19 protein-coding genes and 1 rRNA gene are annotated in these 24,626 nt (G+C 43.3%); 3 read left to right on the top strand and 17 right to left on the bottom strand.

The features are described from left to right. Window positions 1-4 precede the first annotated feature (4 nt). The 3 genes from T359_RS0100105 to T359_RS0100090 all read right to left on the bottom strand — a co-directional run bounded on the left by T359_RS0100105 (window position 5) and on the right by T359_RS0100090 (window position 3,954). On the bottom strand, window positions 5-1,219 hold the full coding sequence (locus T359_RS0100105) for a cobalt-precorrin-5B (C(1))-methyltransferase (protein ID WP_026515696.1): 1,215 nt from the start codon (window positions 1,217-1,219) through the stop codon (window positions 5-7). A gap of 346 nt (window positions 1,220-1,565) precedes the next feature. After that, window positions 1,566-1,856: a hypothetical protein gene (locus T359_RS0100100; RefSeq protein ID WP_026515695.1), complete on the bottom strand. Its 291-nt coding sequence runs from the start codon at window positions 1,854-1,856 to the stop codon at window positions 1,566-1,568. A 325-nt stretch (window positions 1,857-2,181) separates the two neighbouring features. Then, the gene (locus T359_RS0100090) at window positions 2,182-3,954 is read right to left on the bottom strand and encodes a C1 family peptidase (RefSeq protein WP_026515694.1); all 1,773 of its coding nucleotides are present in this window, start codon (window positions 3,952-3,954) and stop codon (window positions 2,182-2,184) included. 128 nt (window positions 3,955-4,082) lie between these two features. Between T359_RS0100090 and T359_RS0100085 the strand changes: the two genes are divergently transcribed. After that, on the top strand, window positions 4,083-5,816 hold the full coding sequence (locus T359_RS0100085; protein ID WP_026515693.1) for an ABC transporter ATP-binding protein: 1,734 nt from the start codon (window positions 4,083-4,085) through the stop codon (window positions 5,814-5,816). A gap of 65 nt (window positions 5,817-5,881) precedes the next feature. Here the strand turns inward: T359_RS0100085 and T359_RS21170 are convergent, their stop codons facing one another. The 4 genes from T359_RS21170 to T359_RS0100065 all read right to left on the bottom strand — a co-directional run bounded on the left by T359_RS21170 (window position 5,882) and on the right by T359_RS0100065 (window position 10,012). Continuing rightward, on the bottom strand, window positions 5,882-6,565 hold the full coding sequence (locus tag T359_RS21170; RefSeq protein ID WP_051544821.1) for a C39 family peptidase: 684 nt from the start codon (window positions 6,563-6,565) through the stop codon (window positions 5,882-5,884). After that, window positions 6,566-7,033: a GNAT family N-acetyltransferase gene (locus T359_RS0100075; protein ID WP_026515692.1), complete on the bottom strand. Its 468-nt coding sequence runs from the start codon at window positions 7,031-7,033 to the stop codon at window positions 6,566-6,568. It lies immediately after the preceding gene. A gap of 4 nt (window positions 7,034-7,037) precedes the next feature. After that, window positions 7,038-8,693, bottom strand: coding sequence for a penicillin binding protein PBP4B (gene pbp4b / locus T359_RS18780; protein ID WP_051544820.1), 1,656 nt, complete (start codon window positions 8,691-8,693; stop codon window positions 7,038-7,040). Between the two features lie 140 nt (window positions 8,694-8,833). After that, window positions 8,834-10,012 carry an acyltransferase family protein gene (locus T359_RS0100065; RefSeq protein ID WP_026515691.1) on the bottom strand — a complete coding sequence of 393 codons (1,179 nt, stop codon included), beginning with the start codon at window positions 10,010-10,012 and terminating at the stop codon, window positions 8,834-8,836. A 265-nt stretch (window positions 10,013-10,277) separates the two neighbouring features. On the opposite strand from T359_RS0100065, the gene T359_RS0100060 reads away from it, so the two are divergent. Both T359_RS0100060 and T359_RS0100055 read left to right on the top strand, forming a co-directional pair. Further along, window positions 10,278-12,182 (top strand): TaqI-like C-terminal specificity domain-containing protein, encoded by a 1,905-nt coding sequence (locus T359_RS0100060; RefSeq protein ID WP_026515690.1) that lies wholly within the window; start codon window positions 10,278-10,280, stop codon window positions 12,180-12,182. A 97-nt stretch (window positions 12,183-12,279) separates the two neighbouring features. Beyond that, entirely contained in the window at window positions 12,280-13,308 is a 1,029-nt protein-coding gene (locus tag T359_RS0100055) for a 3-deoxy-7-phosphoheptulonate synthase (protein ID WP_026515689.1), read from the top strand. 51 nt (window positions 13,309-13,359) lie between these two features. On the opposite strand, the gene T359_RS0100050 is transcribed toward T359_RS0100055, so the two are convergent. The 10 genes from T359_RS0100050 to T359_RS0100005 form a co-directional block, all read right to left on the bottom strand. Continuing rightward, window positions 13,360-14,244 carry a tyrosine-type recombinase/integrase gene (locus T359_RS0100050; protein WP_026515688.1) on the bottom strand — a complete coding sequence of 295 codons (885 nt, stop codon included), beginning with the start codon at window positions 14,242-14,244 and terminating at the stop codon, window positions 13,360-13,362. 51 nt (window positions 14,245-14,295) lie between these two features. Then, entirely contained in the window at window positions 14,296-16,056 is a 1,761-nt protein-coding gene (locus tag T359_RS0100045; protein ID WP_026515687.1) for a DUF6020 family protein, read from the bottom strand. Between the two features lie 29 nt (window positions 16,057-16,085). Continuing rightward, window positions 16,086-17,378, bottom strand: a complete 1,293-nt coding sequence (locus T359_RS0100040) for a diaminopimelate decarboxylase (RefSeq protein WP_026515686.1) — start codon at window positions 17,376-17,378, stop codon at window positions 16,086-16,088. A 106-nt stretch (window positions 17,379-17,484) separates the two neighbouring features. After that, window positions 17,485-18,162: a uracil-DNA glycosylase gene (locus tag T359_RS0100035; RefSeq protein WP_026515685.1), complete on the bottom strand. Its 678-nt coding sequence runs from the start codon at window positions 18,160-18,162 to the stop codon at window positions 17,485-17,487. 74 nt (window positions 18,163-18,236) lie between these two features. Then, complete coding sequence (gene hisF / locus T359_RS0100030) at window positions 18,237-18,998, bottom strand: imidazole glycerol phosphate synthase subunit HisF (RefSeq protein ID WP_026515684.1); 762 nt, start codon at window positions 18,996-18,998, stop codon at window positions 18,237-18,239. A 26-nt stretch (window positions 18,999-19,024) separates the two neighbouring features. Further along, window positions 19,025-19,642, bottom strand: a complete 618-nt coding sequence (hisH, locus tag T359_RS0100025; RefSeq protein ID WP_026515683.1) for an imidazole glycerol phosphate synthase subunit HisH — start codon at window positions 19,640-19,642, stop codon at window positions 19,025-19,027. Between the two features lie 36 nt (window positions 19,643-19,678). Next, window positions 19,679-22,309: a hypothetical protein gene (locus T359_RS0100020; RefSeq protein ID WP_026515682.1), complete on the bottom strand. Its 2,631-nt coding sequence runs from the start codon at window positions 22,307-22,309 to the stop codon at window positions 19,679-19,681. Beyond that, window positions 22,302-23,123: a hypothetical protein gene (locus T359_RS21165; RefSeq protein ID WP_051544819.1), complete on the bottom strand. Its 822-nt coding sequence runs from the start codon at window positions 23,121-23,123 to the stop codon at window positions 22,302-22,304. The genes T359_RS0100020 and T359_RS21165 overlap by 8 nt, the downstream gene beginning before the upstream one ends. A gap of 104 nt (window positions 23,124-23,227) precedes the next feature. After that, window positions 23,228-24,133: a chemotaxis protein gene (locus T359_RS0100010; protein ID WP_026515681.1), complete on the bottom strand. Its 906-nt coding sequence runs from the start codon at window positions 24,131-24,133 to the stop codon at window positions 23,228-23,230. 247 nt (window positions 24,134-24,380) lie between these two features. Next, window positions 24,381-24,626: ribosomal RNA gene (locus T359_RS0100005) — 23S ribosomal RNA — on the bottom strand; the annotation flags it as partial.

Raw genomic sequence — 24,626 nt, 5'->3', positions numbered from 1 at the left:
TACCTTATTTTAGCTTCAGTGACAATGCAAATTGTTCCTGTGAAACCTTAACAATTACATTTTTTGTATCCATTGTCTGCCCCAGCAAACCATACTCCTCTGAAAAAAGTGCCACACCGAACCGAAGCTTGCCCTGGCTGCGGGCTCTGACGCAATTTGAGATAGCCATCATAATGCTGTTCATGACTCTGTCACGAAGTCCCCAGTTATCCAAAAGGGAAAGTATCTCGTCGCAGGTGATGCACCCCATAACGGTTCTGACCTGTATGGCTGTTCCTCCCACCAGTGCTGTATGAGCGGCAAATATCTCTCTGCGACCGTCCGATGCATAGGAATTGGTATTCATGATACCTGCAGCCAGCTTGACCAGTTTTCCCACATTGCCCACAAGAAGCATATTCTCAATTCCCGCGGCCACAGCCGCATCTATGGTATACCCCGGGAAATTGTAACATCTTATGGCAGTATCAAGGCTCACATGAAGCTGCTGTTTTATACTGGATGAACAATAGGATCCGGGACTTACAAGAATACTCTTAACTCCAATATCCACCTGCCTCTTGAGCTGAGCATCTATAGATTCGGTGATGTCTCTTTGGTGGATACTCGCCAATTCGCCGTAGTCTCCCATAATGGTTATTCCGCCTGAAAATCCGGTCTGTACCATGGGCTGTTTGGCAGCTATCATCATTCCCTCGGGGCAGCTGACGGTTATCAAAAGAAGCTGCGCTCCGTCGGATATGTCTACAACGCCTGCAACCGCATCAAAAATCAGTCTCCTGGCGTTATTCTCGATAAGATATTCTCCCATTTTTATATCCGGAAGATTACTTACGGCAGTTCCTATTCCCTCGCCTCCCTGCAAAAAGAGGTTCCTATATCTTGTATCTATATACACTTTGTCGCTGAGGGTTCTCAGATCTTTGATCCTGGACACATTAACTGTGATCTGGGCTCTTTCTCTTATGTCCGGCGCCATTCCGCCTTCCATGACCACAAAATACTCCGAAGCATTGTCATTGCAATTGATCTCATTTTTATGAACAATATAAGTTCTGCTACCTTTCTCATGAAAAATTGTAGCAGTATCACTCTCAATTCTGAAAAGTAAATTGGCTGTAGCCGCTCTTGCTGCGGCAGCCGCACAATCCCCGGATGAAATTTGACTGATGGCCATATTGGGTTCTTTTATGGGTGTTGCTGACGGGATCATATTCATATAGCCCCTCTCCGAATAAGTAAAAGAACTGATTTCTCCTAAGTTGTGTATAGAATTATCACAATAATATTATACAATATTTCGTATGAATCAAAAATAAATTAAAAAAAATAAACTAAATATCGTGTCTATGTTATTTATTATTTCGACTTACTTTATGTTTTGTTTATAAATCGTCCATATTTTGTCCAAATTTAGCCTTTAATATATACAATATCAGAAGTACAAAACTTCTGACTCCCCCAACAAAACTTTTTTCATACCGGGTCGATCGGCTCCCCACTGATCGACCCCTCCTCCCAAAAATTAAAGCACCTCGATGAGGTGCTTCTTTTTATGTTCTGTATTATGCTGAGATAGGCTCTGCTGTCTCTGTTCTCTCCTCAGACTCTTCGGTTGAGATCATATCTGTCTTTCTCACTGCCCTTACGCCAAAGCTTCCGCTGTAGCGAAGCTCCTTGAGAAGCTTACGTACATTCTTAAGCTCCTTATCGATATCCTCAGGTTTCTGGCAGATAACTGTAGGAACACCGCTTCCGTTTAATTCCACTCTGTAGCCGGCTTCCTTAAGTGTCTTAAGAGCCTTCAATTTATCTGTTGTGCTGATCTGCTCTAATTCTTTATCGTTCTTTCCCATATATATTGTGCCTTTCTCTTTAATAAACACAATATATCACAAAACCGTTGAAATTTCAAACACCCGTTCTGTAAAATAATTGCACAATTCAGAATAGTATTTTTTGTATATTATTTCGCAATAAAAATATACGATTTACAGTTAAGTTTTTAATTATCTCACCGATATATTTATTGAGAATAAAAATTCTCACTCCCCCAACAAAACTTTTTTCATACCTGGGCTGTGTAACTCCCCATTGCACAGCCCTCCTCCCAAAAAATCTTGTGAAACGAAAAAGAGACGTTAGTAACGTCTCTTTTTCGTTGCGAATCTTTAAATTTCATCAGTTATTATTGGTATAGGCCTTAACAAAGAAATCCTTGTCATCCTGGCGCAAAAGTCCTGTTCCGTCATCTGCTATATAATAGCTCCTACGACTGGCCTCATAATTGTTACGAATATTTCCGGTAAGGTTGTTCCACTCATCATAGTTGGCATCTCCCACATTGTCTGCGGTATTTTCATAGATCAGTATTCCGCTGCTGGCAGGATTCACCAGTACAAGAAAATTATCCCCTTTATTCAGCTTTACCGGCTTTGATAATTCATAGGTATGATAGCCGCCGCTTATGGCCGATACCTTAGTTGTATTCTCGGGCTCCATCAGCTTATTAAAACCTATGAATTGATCATCTGTCATCTCCGGATTCACATATATCTCGATGTCATATTGCTGATAGGTATCGATTCCCATCAGTCCAACAGCCATAAGGCTCTCATCTGAAGAAGCCTCATACAATACAGCATAGGGATTCTGAGACTCCGTGTAGGCAGTAACATAATTCTGCGAATCATCCAAAGCACTTACCACATTGTCTAAAAAGCCGCATAGCTGATAGTTGTTGTCATACCAGTCCTTTTCCCCCTTAAGGACAACCGAATATCCTGCCACATTGTTATTGCAGGTGGTCTCATCATAATATGACAGATAAAAATATCCGCCTTCTCCGGAAAAATTCCCCCAGCTGTTCCTGCAAAGCCAGGCTCCGTCCTTCTTGGGGCTGGTCACAAAATTGGACCCGCTGTAATCATCATCCCATCCCACGATCACCACTTCGTGATTGGCTGTGGGAACCGGCTCTCCTCCGAAGGCAGAATAAAGAGTCCTGTTATGATTCCTCCAGTACTGATTGTCAGCATTCACAGAAGCTGTAACAGCTCCGTGTTCCATGATCATCTGCTTCACCATGTCTCTGTTTTCTTCCGAAGCCAGAATCTCACTGACAGCCTGAACATGATATTCACTGTTAAAAGCATCTGAGGGCTCGTCATAATTATCTTCATAAATATATTTCTGACCGTAAAGACTCTTAAAAGCATCCTCTCCCGTTTCCGTAACCGGCCCCTTCCATGCAGTCAGAAGGCTGATGACAAAATTTGAAACGCCCCCCACAGAAACATAGTTGGTGTCATAATCAAATATCCAGTCATCATCTTCATTTTCTGCATTTTCAATTTTGCGGTAATCATTGTCAATGTAGCCGTTAACAGAGCCTTCCGCCTTGTGCAGATTGTAATAAGCAAGATGTTTTTCGGACAGATTCAGATCGGAATAATCAATATCACTATGATGAGATAATATATCGGCTTCCACTGAGGCAATTGCGGAATAAGACCAACAAAGGCTGGTATATCCCTGATCCTCTATTTCTGTGATATATCTTTTCCCGTTAACGTCCCTGGAATCATATTTTGCAGGGATTTCACTTTTGGAAAAAGTCCTGATGTCCACCGGTATTACATCTTCATAGCTCTCTTTACTGTAGAATTCACCGATGTTTCCATCATTGATCTTTATGGCTTCATTTAGAATTACGGTGCTGACACTTTGAACTTCCCTGGTTACAATGTCATCAGTGTCATCGTAATCAGGAATACTTTCAGGTGAAGAAATACCAGTTTCAATATCTGCCATAGGCTCTGTACTTTCCGCTTGCGAAGAAAGTTCAGGAGCGGCATCCTCTGATTTCATAGAAGTGTTGTATCTGATAACAACAAAAATAAGAACTCCGATCATTATGGCAATGATCGCAGCGATAATAGCTTTATTTTTCACGTTTTCCCCTCATAAAAACAAATATGTTTACATCCATATTATAGCACAGCTATTTTTAACGTGATTTATTCATAAATATACAGTACAATAAATTTTAGTTTTCAAATCTATATACTTCGAGGTGTTTCATGAAGCTTATTAAAAAATTCATTCCATATTACAAACCATATATGGGCGTATTTCTTTTTGATCTTTTTTGTGCAACAGTTTTATCAGTCATTGATCTGGCCTTTCCTCAGTTTTTGAGATTTCTTCGCAGCACACTTTTTCTGGAAGAGCCCTCTGTCATCCTTTCGAGACTGGGTATAATAGCAGCTCTTTTGATAGTCATGTACATCGTCAGAAGCCTATGCAGATACTACGTAACCTATCAGGGACATATGATGGGCGCCAGGATGGAATCAGGCATGAGAAGGGAGCTCTTCGAAAGATTTGAAGCCTTCTCTTTTTCCTACTATGACACCCATAACACCGGAGAAATGATGAGTAAGCTCATCTCCGATCTCTTCGACATATCAGAGCTGGCCCACCACGGCCCGGAAAATATCTTTATCTCCGTTGTAAAGATCATCGGCTCCTTCATTCTCCTTATGCGCATAAATGTTCCCATGACTTTATGCCTTGTCTTTGTTGTCTTCTGCATGGCCATATTCGCCATAAGGCAGAACGGCAAAATGAGAGCCACCTTCTCCGATAACAGAAAAAAGATCGCCGGTATCAACTCCTCTCTTCAGGACACCTTAGGCGGAATAAGGGTTGTAAAGTCCTTCACCGGAGAGGAAATCGAACAGCGCAAGTTTGATAAGAGTAATCTGGCTTTCCTGGATTCCAAACAGGCCAACTACCGTCAGATGGCTAAATTCTTTTCAGGAAATAACCTCTTCGACGGCCTTATGTATGTTACAGTCCTAGTGGCGGGCGGATTTTTCATTGCCAAGGGCCAGCTCACCGGAGAAGACCTGGCAATCTACGCTCTTTACATCAATATTTTCATAGGCCCGGTAAATGTTCTTGTGGAATTTACCGAGCAGCTTCAGAAGGGTCTGGCAGGATTTGAGAGATTCATGGAAGTCATGGAGACAATTCCTGAGATAAACGACCGTCCCGATGCATCAGAATTAAAGGATGTCAAAGGTGTTATCGACTATAAAAATGTATCCTTTTCCTATGAGCAGGAAGAGACCGTTCTCAGTGATATAAACCTTCATATAGAGGCAGGAAAATCTGTAGCCATTGTGGGACCTTCAGGGGGCGGAAAGACCACCCTTTGCTCTCTTCTTCCAAGATTCTATGATGTGACCGGAGGACAGATTACCATAGACGGAACAGATATCCGCACTGTGACACAGAAGTCCCTTCGCTCCTACATCGGAATCGTTCAGCAGGATGTATATCTATTCAACGGAACCGTCAGAGAAAACATCGCTTATGGAAAACCCGACGCAAGCCTTGAAGAAATAACCGAAGCCGCCAGAAAAGCTGACCTTCTGGAGTTCATAGAATCCCTTCCCAAGGGCTTTGAGACCGAGGTCGGCGAGCGAGGAACAAGGCTCTCCGGAGGTCAGAAACAGCGAATTGCCATAGCCAGAGTATTCCTTAAGAACCCTCCCATCCTTATCCTGGATGAAGCCACCAGTGCTCTTGATAATGAAAGTGAGCGTTACATCCAGGAGAGCCTTGATAAGCTGTCCACCGGCCGAACCACCATCACCATTGCCCATCGACTTTCCACTATCCTTGGTGCTGACGAGATCATCGTTCTTGACGGTGACGGCATAAAGGAACGGGGCACCCACAAAGAACTTATCAAGCAGGGCGGCCTTTACGAAAAATATTATCGCATGCAGCTTGGTGCCATATAATCAGGTTGAACAAAAAAGACATGATCTAATGCCTGTAGCAAAAGGTCATGTCTTTTATTATTGTATCAATCCTTAATCTCAATAGTATTAAAGGATCCAAACACTGACTGGGAAATATCCTTGGCAAAGGCTTCATAATCAATGTAGTGATAGCCGCTTTTCCAGCCGTCTATCACGCGAAGCATGGGATAAATCTTATCTCCCACCTTCCAGATGCTGAAGCCCGCCACAACTATGGTGTGATCCTTGTAGAAGCCTCTGGCGATATTCATGATCACAGGTCTTCCCGCTGTGATCTCTTTTACCACCTGATTTTCAAAACTCCAGATGTACACTCCCTTGCATTTAGCCTTTACGCCGTACATTTTAAAGGCTTCTTTTGTTATGCCGGAGATAAAAAGCGGAAATGTTCCGTTTTTGTCAGTATATCCGTAGCTCTCAGCTATCTCCTCAACCACTTTGTAGGTCTCTCTGATATCCTCAGGAATTCCTTCTATATGCTTTGTCTTCCTGTAATAGTCAAGGACTCTGGTTACCGCCACCACAGAGCAGTTCCTGGTTTTTCGTCCGCTTATCTGCTCCATGGACTGCTGGTTCATAACCACGCCCTTGCCCCTCTTTATCATGACGCCCTTTTTCCCATACTGTTCCAGAAGATATTGGGAAATATTGCTGATACCGCCATAGGGCTTTTTCTTCTCTTTGGCCTTTTCTTTGGCCTTCTTTTTTTCTTTTATCTTATCAATCATTTACAGAATAGTCTCCATGCCGATCTTCTGGGGAACCATGCCAACGGATTCATAGAATTTCTGAGCACCTTTGTTAAGGCTCCAGACATTTAACGTAAGATTATAAAAACCATTTTCTTTGGCAAAAGACTTAACATATTCATAAAGCTGTCTGCCTATATGCTGGCCTCTGAGATCCTCATAGACGCAGAGATCGTCGATATAAAGAGTCTTGATATCGGTCAGGATATTGTCATTCAAAGCCTGCTTATAAACACAAAAAGCATAGCCCAAAACCTCATCATTATCACCTGTAGCCACAAAAATCGGCCTCTTGCCATCAGCTATGATCTCCTCAAGCTGCTGATCGTTATATTTATTTCCAACCTTGAAAATATCCGGCCTTCCAAGATGATGCACCATGTCCACCTGGGCAAGAAGCTCATGGATCCTTGGAATATCCTTATTTTGTGCTCTTCTGAAATTCATACTCTCACTCTCCCTTTAGGTCATTCAAAACCTTTTGTTTGCTGGCCAGATTCTTTCTGGCAGGGTGGCCTTCAGACATTTTCTTTTTTATGGCCCCTTTGCTGTCCTCCACCATTATTTCCATACATTCCACCAGTTCATCCTTCACATCCCTGTCTTCATTCAGGCCTATGTAAAGGATCTCCGCCACAAAGCCAAGGTTGGCTGTGGTATACCAGTTGCCGTTGAACTTATTTGGATTGCTGTTTTTATTAGTCACCGGTGAATTTATCTTATTAGTAAGAATTGCGATAACAAGCTTTTCATTGGGATCGATCATCACCAGGGTTCCGGTCCAGCCCTGATGTCCGAAGGTCTCGGATGTAGCTTTGTTTCCGAAATACTTGGTTCTCTGCATATCTCCCTGCCTCCACCAGCCAAGACCCCAGTTCTTGGCATTCTCGGATTTGGCAGCGGTAAACCGGTCAATTACTTCCTGTGAAAATACCTGATTCTCGCCAATCTTTCCGGAAAGCATCACATTGGCAAGTCTTGCTATATCCGTAGCGTTGGAGAACAGCCCTGCATGGCCGGATACACCGCCCATACAATAATATGCCTTCTCGTCATGAACCTCTCCCCAGATGGTCTCTGTACGGACTCCGTCATAATAGATGTATCCGTCTCGGGTATTTCCGTTGAGCTCTGTAGCAGCACAATCCTCTTTTGTAAAACCGTTTTTCAGAGGATTGTAGGTCACATGAGTAAGTCCCAGGGGCTCACAGAAGTTCTCTTTAATATACGTATCCAGGTCGGTTCCTGAAATCTTCTCAACAATATATCCAAGAATCATATAGTCCACATCGGAATAAACTGTTTTTGACCCGGGTTCGTAAATAAGCGGAGTCATGCATATGGACTTAAAGGTAAGGGCCTTGGCCTCCTCGTTGGCATCATAGGAGGAAAAAAGCACATTTTCATAGGTGGGGTCGTATTCCTGCTTAGCCTGATCCACATGGGGATTGCAATACCTGGGATCTGCGGGAAATCCTCCCTGGTGCTTGAGAAGATCGGCTATGGTCAGTTTCCTCTTCCATTCCTTCTGGGTCTCCAGATCAGCGTCAGGGCCCTTATAATAATCAATCTCTATGGTATCATCAGCAAACTCAGTCCCCAGAACATCCACTATCCTTGCGTCGACATCCACCAACCCCTCCGTTGCCATCTTTTGCAGAGCATAATTCACACCAAACATCTTGCTGACTGATGCAAGATCATATAACGTATCAGTGGTAACAAGGGGGGAATCCTCCTTGACAGAGCCGTCCTTTTCATAGCTGCAAAGCTTTCCCCAGGCATTCTCATATACCAGCTTGTCATCCTTGATAATTGACAGCTGGGCACTTGTAAAGCCATACTCGATATCCGTTTCAATGATGTCCTCAATAAGAGCCAGACATTCATCATGTATTCCCACATCGGAAGGAAGGGCTTTCTCAATCTCAGGGATTTCCGGCACCTCTTCCTCAGGCTCTTCAAACTCAAGATCCTCTATACTGGCAGGCTCAAATACAACCTCTTCCGCAGGTTCCTCCGCGTATGCCTCGGCACATCCCGTCAGAAGCGGTAAAAGCAGTAATGAAGCCAATATTCTTTTTTTGTAATACTTTCTTCCCCGCATACTCTTCCCCTTATAATAAACTTCTTTAATCATACTACATAAGCCGGGTCGGGAGACAAAAAAATCATATTTTTATTCAGACGAATAAAAATATGATTTTTTGATTACATAGTATTATTTTGCGAATTTACGCCTTACTTTCAAGCGGCTGCTTTTGCCTGAACCTTCTTGCTGTCTTTTCTAAGAATTATTGAATGGAGCTTCTTAAGCAGCAAGGCTGAAGGAACACCAAGTACAAATACTACAGCAACATAGAGAAGCAGGTTGTGGATACGGAAAGGTGACTTAACACCACCGTCAAAGGTGTAAGCGCAAAGCTCAACGTAAAGTCCGTGGATAAGGTAGAACTCCAGTGTGATCTTGCTCATGAACTTAAGGAACTTGTTGCCGATGTTGATCTTAAGTCCAAGAAGAAGTACAAGAAGAACGAAATCGATGCACATAAGTGACTCAGCACCAACACTGATTCTTCTTCTGAGAACAGTGTCGGGAGCTCCCCAGTTCTCTCCGTAGTAGCCAAACATATTGCAGATATTTCTTGACCAGAGCCATACAGGATAGATGGAAGCTGCGCAAAGAGGAAGAAGAACCGCATATGTCTTCTTGAAAAATGCGATTATGTACTTCTCAAACTTTGCAAAGATGATTCCAACAGGGAAAAGGATAACACAGTTGTACCACCACTCGCCTCTGATCCAGAGATCGTTGTGATTGATTGTTGTACCGAAAAGAATATATGCAACAACAAATGCTGTTACAGCAGCAACTGCGATGCCGTCTTTTTTGATGAACTTAAATGCAAGGTAAAATGCAAGGTAGAAGAAAGGAAGTACGATTACGTACCAGGTATTGGGGTTGCAGAGCTTAATGCTTGTAAGATAAAGCACCATCTCCTTCGCATCCATCTTCTGTCCTACAATAAGTCTTGCAATAAAGAAGATAACTGTTGTTGTGTAAAGGGCAAGAACCACAGGAAGAATTCTCTTACCGATGAAGCCCTTCAGATAATTATTCTTAGCATGGAAGCTCTTATAGATACCATAGCCGTTAAAGAAGAGGAAAACAGATACAAACAAAAATCCAAGAGAAACAAAGAAACCAAGTCCCTTCTGAATTCTTGTTGCGGGGTGAATCCAGGAAGCACATGTCTTCTGTGCTATATGGTGAAGCATGATGCAAACCGCAAGAAATCCCTGGATTGCCTTACTCTGATCAAGAGTAAGAAACTCTTCATTCCACTTTTTCAAGCCTGAAACCTTAGCCCCATACAAAAGGAGAACAGGCAGAATAAAGTATACTGCATAAATCAAATTGTCCATTGTGTAAAATCCCTCCAACACATTTATTAGTCTAGGAATAATGATAGTATTCTGTCTCCGATAGCACTACACAGATATTTTGCAATTCTTCCCAAATATTGCGCAACTTTGACAAATTTTTGTTTAATACCGATGGTTTTTAGGAGTTTTGCACAAAATGCCAGCTCTATTTTTGTTCTTTACTTTTATACTTGAACTTAAGATAATATATTTTGTCGGCAGTGGTTATCTTTCCGACATATTTCACGATTAAGGAACTGATACAGTGGCAATAAACAAGGCAACCGATAACCGTATACTTTCAGTGACGAAAGCCGCAGAAATTCTGGGAATATGCCCTGCCACCCTAAAAAACTGGATCAAGCTCGGCAAGATAAATGCTCACAAAAAAGGACGTTCCTTTATTCTTGATGAAGGTGATGTCCTCACTCACTTAAGAGGTCTCGAATCCTCAGGCACCCTCAGAAAGAGGCGAAACAAGAGCCTGTCCGATTCAAACTTCATTCCGAAATCTTATATAGATTCTTCATCCCCGAATTACAAAACAATATTGGATATAGTTCACTCAGCAGAAGGATCAAGGGCTCAAACCAGGGATATTCTGATGTTTTACGCCTGCGCTCTTCTCTCTGCCGAAGGGATTTCAGCTGAATCTGTAAAAAGACTGACAGAGGCTTTCTCTTTTTCCAAAAGCCTTCAAAGTGACCCTGTTTTTTCTTACAGCCTTGTTCCTGTCAGCCAGGAAGATACTCTGGGAATGCTCTATCTGTCTCTTAGGGGACTTCGGGATAAAAAAGCCACCGGCTCATACTACACTCCTTTTTTCGCCGCTGATAAGCTTTGTGAAACAGCCTTTCCCGCTGACCTGGAAGCAGATGATGTCACAATCTGCGACCCTGCCTGCGGCACCGGTAACTTCCTTATAAGGCTGCCCATGGGCATCAGTCCTGCCAATATCTATGGTGTGGATATTGATTCTCTGGCCGTAGCAATAGCCAGGATCAATCTTGCTATCCGCCACCACCTGGATGATGCCGGATCTATAGATATTTTATTCAGAAATATTATCTGCAAAGACTATCTATCACTGTCATCAAACCGCAGATTTAACTATATTATCGGAAACCCTCCCTGGGGCGTGAACTTTTCTTCGGAGGAATCCAAAAGGCTGAAAAAAGCCTACAGCTCCGCTTCCGGCGTAGGAAAGCCTGAGTCCTTCTCACTTTTCATAGAAAAGGCCCTCTCCATGTCGGACTCCGTTACCTTTCTGGTTCCCGAAACTATCCTTGAATCCGGAGCCCATACCCGTATAAGGGAACTCATCCTGGAAAAAGGCTCGGTTAGCAGCCTTGTCTATCTTGGAGAGATTTTTGATAAAGTGCAATGTCCATGCATTATTCTGGGAACCTCGGCATCTGATTCCGAAGGGGCTGTAAGTGTTTCTTTTTATAAGCGAAACAAGAAGGCACTTATCATGCAAAAGAGCTTTACTACTCAAAAAAACAGGCTTACTCCTCTGTCTTTTCAGCTGATTGCGGATGATTTGCAAAGCAGCATAATCAAAAAGATGGAAAGCTGCCCTCACTTTACACTGAAAGGTAACGCAGAATTTGCCCTTGGAATCGTATCAGGAAGTAACACTTCTCTGCTTCGCAGCAGTAAGGCCCCGGGTCTTGAAGGTATAGTAAAGGGCACAGATATCGGAAAATATGTATTAAAGCAGCCCTCTTGCTTTGTTCAGTTCAGGGAAGATGCCTTCCAGCAGGTAGCTCCCGAGAAATACTATCGAAACAGAGATAAACTCTTTTACCGTTTCATAGCAAGAGAGCCCGTTATAGCCCATGACAGTTCGGGATACCTTTCATTAAACAGTGCCAACATCATTATCCCAAAGAAGGAAGGCTACTCCTCATACTATATAATGGCTGTTCTGAACTCCTCCTGTATAAGCTTTTTCTACAGGCACACCTGCCGCAACATGAAGGTATTGAGAAACAGATTGGAGCAGCTCCCTATCCCCATATGTACCCCTTCTGTAATGGAAGAAATATCAGAAATGGCAAAGGCTGTAGCAGAAGGAACGATAAGCCCTGACGAGGCTGATCTCAAAATAGCCGCACTATTTGGCCTCACAGCAGAAGAAATTACAGCAATATCGCAAGATAGCTGATATAATAGGGGCATAATTTTGTGCAATTGTTGCATTTACTTTTGCAATTCAACTTGCTATAGTGTTAAAGTGACTTATATTTGGAGGTAATATATTTATGTCTTTTGAATACATTCAGAAACTCCCTACACCTGATGAGATCAAGGATGAGTTTCCGTTAACCAAGGAACTGGCTGCTATCAAGAAAACTCGTGACGCAATGATTTCCGACGTTTTTACCGGCAAGAGCGACAAGTTCCTTGTTATAGTAGGCCCCTGCTCTGCTGACAATGAGGATGCTGTGATCGACTACGTATGCAGACTTGGCAAGGTCAACGAGAAGGTCAAGGATAAGCTTATCATTATTCCCAGAATCTACACCAACAAGCCCAGAACCACCGGTGAGGGCTACAAGGGCATGACTTCTCAGCCTGATCCTGAGGGAAAAACCGATTTCCACGCAGGTCTTGTTGCCATGAGACATATGCAGCTCAAGGCCATTGAGGAATCCGGCCTTACTGCTGCTGATGAGATGCTCTATCCCGAGAACTGGGGCTATGTTTCAGACATTCTCTCCTATGTTGCCATCGGTGCCCGCTCCGTTGAGGATCAGGAGCACAGAATGACAGCCAGCGGCTTCGATACCCCTGCCGGCATGAAGAATCCCACAAGTGGAACCTTCAGCGTAATGCTCAATTCCGTTTACGCAGCTCAGCAGTCTCACTCCTTTATTTACAGAGGTTATGAGGTCAGAACCAACGGCAATCCTCTCGCTCACTGCGTACTCAGAGGTTCCAGCAACAAGCACGGACAGTCCATCCCCAATTACCACTATGAGGATTTAAGACTTCTCCTTGCTCTTTATAACCAGAGAGAGATCATGAACCCTGCTGCTATCATCGATGCCAACCACAACAACTCCAACAAGCAGTTCAAGGAACAGATCCGTATTGTCAAAGAAGTTCTTCATTCACGTCAGCTCGACAGCGACATCCGCGGTCTTGTTAAGGGCGTTATGATTGAGAGCTACATCGAGGAAGGCGCTCAGAAGATCGGCGAAGGCATCTACGGCAAGTCCATTACAGATCCTTGTCTTGGATGGGCCGATACAGAGAGACTTCTCCTGGAGATGGCTGATCTGGTTTGATAACCCGCAAATAAATATAGGAGCGATAAGATCCGGTCTTATTGCTCCTTTTTAATTCCTTATTCTTGCCCATTCAAAGGGGTCTTTACTCTTATGCTTTCTGGATAAATATTTTAAAATCGTGTTACTGTCAGTGAATCCCATCATCTCCTGTACGGAATCAAGATCAGCTCCGTTCTCGACAAGATGCACGGCAAAGGAATGTCTCAAAGAAAAAGGTGTTATATCCTGCCTTATACCCGCTCTCTTGACGTAGGTCTTGATCAGCTTCCAAAGTCCCTGCCTGCTCATAGGGGTCCCGCTGCAGTTAAGAAAGACAGTCTCATCATCCTCGTTCTCACACAAAAGCTCAGTCCTTGCATCCAGAAGATATGCACTCAGTGCATCCTTCGCCTTTCTTCCGTAAGGTATAAGCCTTGTATTATTTCCGTTATTAAGTCTCAGACAGCTGATGCTGAGATCTATATTATCAAGCTTCAGTCCGATTACTTCTGAAGCCTTTAATCCTGTGGCATATAACAGTTCCAGGATTGCCCGGTCTCTTTTGCCCTTGGCATCATCCTTGAAATCCTGAGACAAAAGATCCTCTATCTCAACAGTAGAAAGAATCCTGGGTGCGGTCTTCTCAACCTTGGGGGCCTTAAGAATCTCAGAGGGGTCATCTGTAATATTGCCATTCTCCACAAGATATCTGAAAAATGCCTTGATGGAAGTATAGTGCCTGATAATCGACGATGGAGCAAAGTGCTCCTCTCTAAGACTGGCGCCATAAGCCGAAAGCTTATCCTGGGTCACGTCTCCGGCCTCTGTAACTCCATTCTCACTCATGTACCCCGCCATCCTGACAAGATCCCTTTTATAAGAAAGAAGTGTGTTCTCCGAGGTCTTCTTTACATTCTTCAAATATCCCACAAACTCGTCTATCTGTTGCTTCATACCCTGCTCCTTAATACACTGACGTTATAATACTACACCGCGTTAGCTTATTCAAGTCGCATTTTTCACATCTTTAAATGTCCCGGAAAGCCACAAAGGGCTTGAGAAAATCACTGCATAGGCATATCTGAAATCCACCACCGGAGAAGCTATAAGAAGCGTTCCTGTAAGAAGCAGCAAAAGCCCGATTCCAAGAATCTCCTTTTTCCTGACAATTCCATGCACAAAGCAGATCATGAGCATCCAGGAATATGCCCCGATGCACCACAGCATGCCGTATAAAGGCACGAAATCAGACATCTTGATCAGTATTTCCTTGGCTTTGACAACTGCTTTCCCGCCTATGACAGGCTTCCAGTAAAGCCCCAGGTCATTACCCATGATACCGTCCATATCTCCTACTTTATAGGGAATATCAGGATATATATATCCTCCCACCAGGTCAAACCAGGCTTTTATATAATCTCCGGGATATCTCTTCAAAAGTCTGAGCCACAGTCCAAGATATACGCCCTTATTATTCTCGATCACTTCAGGGTGACCTGCTCTCACCAGTTCTTTGATGTTGTCGGCAAAATCAGGCGCATAGAGCTCATGAATATACGTCGTATCAATGACATCCTCAATAAGCTTCATATCCTCATCCGGAATATCCCTATCGTTAACAAGCACAGCTGCCACCTGCTGAAGGGGGACCGATAAGGACTCAGTAAAATCAGGGCTCTCAACTTTAAAAGCATCGAATACAGGGCCTTTTATAACCGATACGCAAAGAATTACAGCAAGAACCGCCACTGCCGCTTTCACCCACTGTTTTCTGAATCGTATCAGGACAAAAACACTCCAGACAATAAACGCAAACCATGCATTGGATCTGAAAAGACAAAAAGCGATTGATAATATCGAAAAGATGATCCAGTCAGTAATCCTAATCTTATCATCTGTCTCGGTCATCCTCACAACCTGACACAAAAGCAGGGTCGCTATGCAGGCAAAAGGAATGTCCTTCCAAATGGTCACAGCAAAAACCGCATTAAAGGGAAGCAGCGCATAAAATGCAAGAACAAGAAGTTTTCTCTTATCTACCATACATACAACTGCTGCGCAGCTGAGGGAAACCAGGATCATCTGAAATACTGTATAAAAGCTGATGGCTGCTATAGCATCTCCTGTTATCCCTAATCCGATTGTATAAAAGAGCTTTATAAGCAACGTATGGACCACAGGATGATGATTGGACCAGGGTCTTACCCCAATGATCTGTTCATACTGTACCAGTGAATCCGCGGTCATTATCCCGGGAAATTCATAAAGAAAATAGGGAAGATAACATAAAAAGCATAAGATGGCCGAAAAGGCAAAGAGCTTCGGGCCTGTCATATTAAGTAAAGCATTTTGCTTCTCATCTTCATTTATAACCGTCTTCCGTGTAGTTTTTCGCCCGGAAAAACATCTGGAATAAAAATGTACAACTCCAATGAACAAAAGGAAGGAACAGCCAAGAAATAGTATTGCCAGCGTAAGCAGCTTAAATATACCGCTGTCAAAGTTCAGCATAAGCCTTCTTCCAATGGTGAGATCTGCAATAATTCCCGCCATAGCAGATATAATCCCCACAAGAATAAGCCGTTTTTTACCTATACTCTCAAATGCGCCTCTATCCTCCAGCCTCATAAGTTCAGCAAAAATAAGCACAAAAAAGACTACTGTCAGAGGGTTCCTGACAGTAATCTCAAATATCAAAGTGATGGCAAAGCAGCTAAAAAACGCTCCCAGGTCAAATATAAGTTTTTTCAAGGTGTTTTCCTTCATCAAGATGCTCCCCACAGGGAGCTGCGAGATCAAACTCCCTCTTCATCCATAATTTTGGAAAGCTTGGCGGATACAGAAAGGCAGTCAAAGGTTGCAAAATAATCTCTTGCAGTCTCGGGTCTTCTGATCATCTCCACTCTTCCGTCTTCCTTTAAAAGAAGCTCCGCACTTTTAAGCTTGCCGTTATAATTATATCCCATTGCAAAGCCATGCGCACCTGTATCATGGATAAAAAGGTAATCTCCCTTGTCAATCTTAGGAAGCTTTCTCTCGATCGCAAACTTATCATTGTTCTCGCAAAGAGATCCTGTTACATCATATACATGATCTAAAGGCGCATTCTCTTTTCCAAGAACAGTAATATGATGGTAAGCGCCATACATGGCGGGTCTCATAAGATTAACCGCACAGGCGTCAACACCGATATATTCCTTGTAAATGTGTTTCTCATGGATAGCCTTGGTAACAAGTGCGCCATAAGGAGCCATCATGAATCTTCCCATCTCGGTAAAGATAGAAACATCACCCATTCCGGCAGGAACAAGAATCTTCTCAAACTGCTCCTTAACCCCTGCTCCGATGGCTGCTATATCATTGCCTGTGGCATCCGGCTGATAAGGGATTCCAACACCGCCTGAAAGGTTGATAAATGCAACATCAGCCCCTGTCTGCTTCTCAAGCTCCACAGCCAGTTCAAAGAGCTGTCCTGCCAGTGTAGGATAATACTCATTGGTCACGGTATTGCTGGCAAGAAATGCATGAATTCCAAATCTCTTGGCACCCTTTTCCTTAAGGATCTTAAAGGCCTCAAAAAGCTGATCCTTGGTCATTCCGTACTTGGAATCTCCCGGGTTATCCATAATGCCGTTACTCATCTTGAATACTCCGCCGGGATTGTATCTGCATGAAATAGTCTCAGGAATATGTCCTATGGTCTTCTCAAGGAAATCAATATGTGTGAAGTCGTCAAGGTTGATGATAGCACCCAGCTTGTCAGCGTAAACGTACTCTTCAGCAGGTGTATCGTTGGATGAAAACATGATATCAGAGCCCTCTGCTCCTACGGCACTGCTGAGCATAAGCTCCGTCTTAGATGAGCAGTCAAAACCGCAGCCGCAGTTCTTAAGGATATCCATCAGAACCGGATTGGGAGTTGCCTTAACCGCAAAGTACTCTTTAAATCCCTTGTTCCAGGAAAATGCCTCATAAACAGCCTTCGCATTTTCGATTATTCCCTTCTCATCATAGATGTGAAAGGGTGTGGGATATTTCTTAACGATCTCTTCTATCTGCTCTTTAGTTACAAATGGCTTTTTCATAATATCCTCCAAGACAATGCATATTTATACGAAAAATATACTATACTTTAACATGTTAACGCATTAGAAGGCAAGAGACAATTTGCATATGCTAACAAAAAAGATAGTCTCAAATATCGTCAATCTGCCAGTCAATGGGCTCAATCCCGTTTGCCTTAAGAAACTCATTGCATTTACTGAAGTGCTTACAGCCAAAAAATCCTCTGTAGGCTGACAAGGGACTTGGATGAGGTGCTTCCAGCACCAGATGCTTGGGGTTATTGAGCATGGTCTTTTTCATCTGTGCAGGCTTGCCCCAGAGCATGTAAACTACAGGTCTGTCCTCTTTATTTACTGCCTGGATTATGGCATCTGTGAACTGCTCCCAGCCTCTTCCCTTATGGGAATTGGCCGCGTGGGCACGGACTGTGAGCACAGTGTTTAAAAGAAGAACTCCCTGGTCCGCCCATTTCTTAAGATAGCCGTTATTGGGAATATTGCAGCCCAGATCGTCATTAAGCTCCTTGTAGATATTTACAAGAGACGGCGGAGTATCTGCCTTCCCGGGAAGTACAGAAAAAGAAAGCCCGTGGGCCTGTCCCGGCTCATGATAAGGATCCTGTCCCAGAATAAGAACCTTTACATTCTTAAGGGGAGTAAGATGCAACGCATTAAAAATATCCTCTGAAGGGGGATAGATCACATGTGAGCTGTATTCCTCTTTTACAAAATTATAAAGCTTGGCATAATAGGGCTTCTTGAACTCCTCCCCCACTGCCTCATACCAGTCGCCTGTTATCATCGACATATCTTTTTACAATCAAAAAGCCGCATGTTCTCTTAAACCTTACGGCTCTCTGAAATCTCCTTATTCATTATTTATCACAATCTGACGGGAACACCCTTGTCCCTGAGATATTTCTTAACCTCTGAAATTTCAAGCTCTTTAAAATGGAACAATGAAGCCGCAAGGGCTGCATCTGCCTTTCCCTCCGTAAGAGCCTCATAAAAATGTTCGCAGGTCCCAGCTCCACCTGAAGCAATGACAGGAACAGAAACTGCTTCCGCAATAGCCCTGGTCAGTTCCAGGTCATAACCTGCCTTGGTGCCGTCGCAGTCCATGCTGGTAAGAAGGATCTCTCCTGCTCCCAGATCAACAGCCCTTTTGGCCCACTCTACAGCATCAATTCCCATATCTATTCTTCCACCAAATTTGAAAATATTCCAGCCGCTTCCGTCATCTCTTCTCTTAGCATCAATGGCGAGAACTACGCACTGGCTTCCGAACTTATCAGCAGCCTCAGCGATAAGTTCCGGTCTCTCAATAGCTGCTGAGTTCATTGCCACCTTATCGGCACCTTCCCTCAGAATAGCTCTCACATCCTCAACTGTTCTGATACCGCCTCCAACTGTGAAGGGAATAAAAACTTTTTTGGCCACTTCTCTGACCATATCCGCAACCGTGGCACGGCGCTCATTGGATGCTGTTATGTCCAAAAACACAAGCTCATCGGCTCCGGCTTTGGAATAGGCTTCTCCTACCAGCACCGGGTCACCGGCATCCACAAGATTAACAAAATTTATACCTTTTACAACTCTGCCGTTATTTACATCAAGGCAGGGAATAATTCTCTTAGTCAGCATAGCACTCTCCGATATCTGTGTTGTCCTTATACCTCAAGGAAGTTCTTAAGTATCTGCATTCCCACTTCTGCGCTCTTTTCAGGATGGAACTGACAGGCAAAGACATTTCCGGATTCTACGGAAGCATCTATATGAACATTGTAATCAGTAGTTGCTGTCACAATTCCGCTGTCCTCAGCCTTCAGATAATAGGAATGGACAAAATATACGTATGCGCCCTCATCTATCCCTTTAAAAAGTCGTCCCTTATTGGGAAAACTGAGGTTATTCCATCCTATCTGAGGTATCTTATAGGTGTTTCCCTGGGTATCAGACTCAGGTATTTTACGTAAGTTTCCACGCAAAATGCCCAGGCCGCTAACTCCATCCGCTTCCTCACTTGAATCGAATAAAAGCTGCAGGCCCAGGCATATTCCTATAAATGGAAGTTCCTTGGAAACCACCTCTCTGATCGTAGGGATCAGATCATATTCCTTTAATTTGTTCATGGCGTCACCGAAGGCACCTACCCCCGGAAGTACGACTCTGTCCGCCTTAAAAATCTCCTTAGGGTCTCTGGTAACCCTGGTGTCCGCACCAAGATATTGAAAAGCTTTTTCTACACTCTTGATATTACCGGCATCATAATCGATTATTGCAACCATCTGGAAAAGGCCCCCTTGATTATTTTATCGATGCCTTTACCCTATGGGATCCAAAGTACCAACAATCTCCATCAGCCTAAGTGTGTAATTCCTGTCCTTCTTGATTGAATTGATGTCTTTCACATCTTCTTCTGTAAGACCATACTCCTCTAAAAGCAACGATTCTATTTTAGAATACACACTCTCAATCTGAATTTCAACATTGAATTTAGCCGCCTGATCCAGAATATCCTTTTTGTTCCGCATTGCCATGAGAAGCATATCCAGGGCTTCTTCCTTCATATTCATGGCATTATAATTCTCATGGGCATTTACATATCTTTCGGCCCAGGCAATTACTCTGGACTGCTCATACATCAAGGTCTGAGTTTCATCCAGCTCCTTGCCGTACAGCAGCATATATGTGGTAGTATAATCCTTATGATCAAAAGCAGCCTGTACTCGTTCTGCTGCGATTCTATCAGGAAGTACCAGTGCCGGTATAGAAACAAGAAGTCCAAGGCTCGCCGCAAAAATAAATGATATTGCAACCTTCTTTGGAGAAATAGCCTTTTCCGGAACATCCGGATCCTTTGGAGGCTTTGGCTTCTTCTCCTTCTTTGGTTTCGGAGGCTTCTCCTTCTTTGGCTTTGGCTCCTTCTTTGGTTTCTCTTTCTTTGGCTTCTTTTCTTTTTTCTTCTTCTCTTTTTTGGGCTTTTCATCACCAAGTTCGTTCAAAACCTGCTGATTTTCGTCGGTAAGGCTGGCCAACTCGCCATTGGGAGCTGTTTCCTCGTCTTCTCTTGTCAAAGCTGTGAAAAGCTTTGCAAGAAGTGCCTTAAGTCCTCCGCCCTTCTTTCCTTTTTTACCCTTTTTATCTTCTTCATGGCCATCATTGGATCCTGTGCCCCCTGCTCTCTCAGGAATTGCAGCAAGATCTTCCAGTGAAGGCTCTACTCCAAGATCATCAAATCCGTCCTCTGTAAGGGCATCAAGTATTTCTTCCTTGGGAATCTCGGCTTCTTCAGCGCCTCCCTCAGATTCAGCTGCTCTGTTTGCCTCTGCTTCAAGGTCCTCCAGTTCATCACTGGCAAGACTGTTCATAAGAGCATCCAGATCAGGCATTGAAACATCTCCTGAGCCCTCTTCTGCAGCCTGACTGATATCCTCTTCCGGAGCCGCTGTTTCAGCTACTTCTCCTTCAGCGGAGCCGCTTCCCTCATCACCACCAAGAAGATCATCAAGACTCGCCTCAAGATCATTGAGGTTAAAATCATCAGACATTTCATCCAGGGAAAGAGCATCTCCGTCACCCGAATCAGAAGCCTTTGCAGATCCCGCATCCATCTCATTAAGCTCCATCTCCATGGATTCCAGGTTAAACTCTTCATCCTCTGCCGAAGCTCCTTCAGCTGCCCCTTCGCCGCCTTCCTCATTTCCTTCCGGCGTATTATCGGTGGGATTTCCACCGTCAAAGGTAAATCCTATATCCTCGGAATCCAAAGCTTCCTCAAGGCTGGGTTCTTCTACAGCAGGTTCCTCTGATGCAGGCTCTTCTATTGCTAATTCTTCAATTGCAGATTCTTCAATAGCAGCCTCCTCAATGGCTGCTTCAGGAATCTCCTCAGCAGGAGCTTCACTACTTCCTTCTTCGCCCATATCAAGTCCAAGATCAGCCATTCCGGCCATAATGTCATCAAGACTTTCCACCTGATCCTCGGTTACATGAGCATCCGGTGCCTCCGGAGGCATCTCTTCCGGTACCTCTTCGGTTATGGCTTCCTCTGCCATAGCATCTGCTCCGGGAATTTCTTCTGTAAGAGCCATATCGCTCTGCTCAGATTCCGGAATGATTCCTGCATCCATAGTCTCCTCGAGAGATTCAGGACTAAGATCATTGATATCGAGATCAGCAAGAGAAGCAAGATCTCCCAAGCCTTCTCCCTCAGCTAAAGGTTCATCCTGCTGTATATTATCAAGTACATCACTTAAACTGTCCTGCCCCATAGCTGCATCAGGATCAGAAAGGCTGTCTCCCGGCATATCATCCAGAAGATCCGTAAGAATTTCCTCAGGGGTCTGACCGGCATCAGATTCGCCGTCTTTATTTATTGAAATGATGTTATCCTCCGGTAAAATAACTTCCGGAGCCATCTCCATAAGTGCATCATCACCGTCTTCCAGATCTACAATTGGTTTAGCCGCCGGAGGAACTGTTTCTTCCATAGGAATATCATTTTCCTCGGAAGGTGCGCTCTCAGCGGCATCAGAAAAAGACTGATCTGAAAACTTTCCGCTTTGTATCTCAGCATCCATTCTTTCAGCATCAGCTATAGCTTCATCCAGAGCGATTTCCTCAGGATCCCTTACATCCAGCTGTGACGGTTCATTTCCCACAGTAAACTTAGGAATCCCGGGCTTGGCCGCAGATTCGATATTATCCAAAAGATTTGCCATCTTATTATCGACAAATTCTCCTGTATCAAGCTTGTTTAAAAGATTTCCTATTTCATTCAGATCCTCATTGCCATTTGAATTATTTACAAGGTCATTCATGGCCTCGTCGGATCCGGAAACGCCTGCAGCAGAAGAACCCTTAGCCGACATTCTGCTAAGGGCAGATTTTGGATCATTATTATTTGATTTGACATTGTTCAGGAGACTATCTAAATATTCTTCATCACTCATTCGGGTTACACTCCTGCAAAATATAGTCAACTGAATTCATTTGTATTGAATCGGTCCTAGCCGCAATTTCCGGAGTATGATGATAGAGCTTTTCATGAACTCTCAACAGATGAGCTTTTTCATTTACAAAGGTAACCTTTTCAAAGGGCCACCTGATAACCGTAGGATAATCCAGGCCCACACCCAGTTCCAGAAGAAGCAGGTTGGTATTGATGGTTCCTGTGAGATATTTCATGTATTTATCCCAGCCGTCTCTGTAAGCAGCTTCGTTATATTTAATGCCGCGATACTCATTTCTCTTCTGGTTGAGATGCCATTCCTTGCCATCCCTGAAGGGCTTGGCGAAAGCTGCAGTATTTTCAAGCCTTCCGTCGGATTCTGTAATAAGCTTGTGAATAGCATTTACAACTTCCATGAACTCTTCAGTCTTGTCAGCACTTAAAAGTCCGTCAGATTCATCATTGGTCTGAAGAAACATATAATTTCCGCAGGGGAATACCGCTCTTTCATAGTCAAAACCATACAAAAGAGCATCCTGTAGAAATGTGTCACTAATGACAAAATGCTTTTTATCACCCACCAGTTTTCTCAGCGCTCTGTAAGCATCTGCAATTTTGTTATTAATATTATAATAAGCGTATTCATACTCTACGACCGGTAGAAGCCAATGATTACCCTCTTTACTACAATACTCTAAAATCTGATTATATCTGGAATCGGATCTTATTCCCCTTTTAACCCAGTTCCATTCATCTCCGATACCGATAATACACAGATCGGAATTATTCATTATTTCACTTAGCTTCTGTGCCATTACACATCACTGCTCCTTAAATTTAAAAATCTCCCTTCATTGAGACAGTCACTGAAAACGTGTTTCATAACTGAGCCAACAAAGGGAGTTTCAGTCAGTTAGTATTAGCCTGCACTTGAAGCATTTACAAGTTCATCTATTACAGATACAAGATTTCCGATTTCCGGCTTGGACAACTGCCTGTCGGCTCCAAGAGATTCGCCTTTTCTTCTCATTTCTTCATTAACCAGTGATGAGAAAATAATAAGCGGAATATCCTTGGTGGCATCGTCACTCTTTACAAGCTTTGTAAGTCTGTGACCATCCATAATAGGCATCTCAATATCGGTAATGATACATTTGATATTCGAAAGCTCATTTCTGTCCTTGCAAGCCTTAATATAATCGTATGCAAGCTTACCATTCTCAAAGTGTCTTACGTTATTATAGCCCGCTTTATTGAGAGAATCTACAATAAGCTTATTAAGAAGCTGTGAGTCCTCAGCGAGAACGATCGGCACTTCATTTCTGGGTCTAGGTCCGATGTCTGAAAGAGCATCCATATTAAGACCTGTATTAGGATTGATATCAGAAACAATCTTCTCAAAGTCGAGAATGATGATAAGCTGATTTTCAAACTTGATAATACCGGTGGAAATACTTTCCTCGGCCTTTGAAATAGTAGCATTGGGCTTGATGATATCTGCCCAGGAAACTCTGTGTATACCTACAACGGAGTCCACATGGAACGCAATATCAAGCTTGTTAAAGTTTGTGATAATAAAAAGTCCACCGGCCTTGGATGCACCACGCTGCAAACAGTTTCTCAGGTCAATGGCTGTGATCATTGTATCACGAGGCATAAATATACCTTCAATGCTGGGATGAGCATTAGGTACAGGTGTGACCTCCTGATATACAATAATTTCTTTAATCTTTGCTACGTTAATACCATAGCAATGGTCATCGATTTTAAATTCAAGGACTTCAAGTTCGTTATTACCACTTTCAAGCAGGATTTTTGATTCCATTCGTTCACCTCGCGCCTTAAAAAGAAAAAATTATTAACATAAAACCGATTGAAAATTGATTAAATTTCCTTTTTAAGTATAGCACGTTTTCCTGAAAATAAATATAAAAAAACAAAAAAGACGGCCATTTGACCGTCTTTTAAGATTTCATTTATAAGTATTTTATGAATTTTATTTCGTTTTTGTACCTTCAAAACCGAACACTGAATATCTTAATCCATTTCCCTTGTTCCTATACCAACTATCGTTGGATAAGCCCTCGACCTATTAGTACACATCAGCTGAACACGTTACCGTGCTTACACCTTGTGCCTATCTAACCTCATACTCTCTAAGGGGTCTTACTGCTTGCGCATGGGATATCTCATCTTGAGGGGGGCTTCACGCTTAGATGCCTTCAGCGTTTATCCCTTCCGGACGTGGCTACCCAGCCTTATGCATCTGGCGATGCAGCTGATACACCAGCGGTCCGTCCACCCCGGTCCTCTCGTAC

The sequence above is a fragment of the Butyrivibrio sp. MC2021 genome (assembly GCF_000621605.1).
Lineage (GTDB): Bacteria > Bacillota > Clostridia > Lachnospirales > Lachnospiraceae > Butyrivibrio.
Note: the sequence above shows the minus strand (reverse complement) of the source record. Positions and strands in the feature narration are given on the sequence as shown.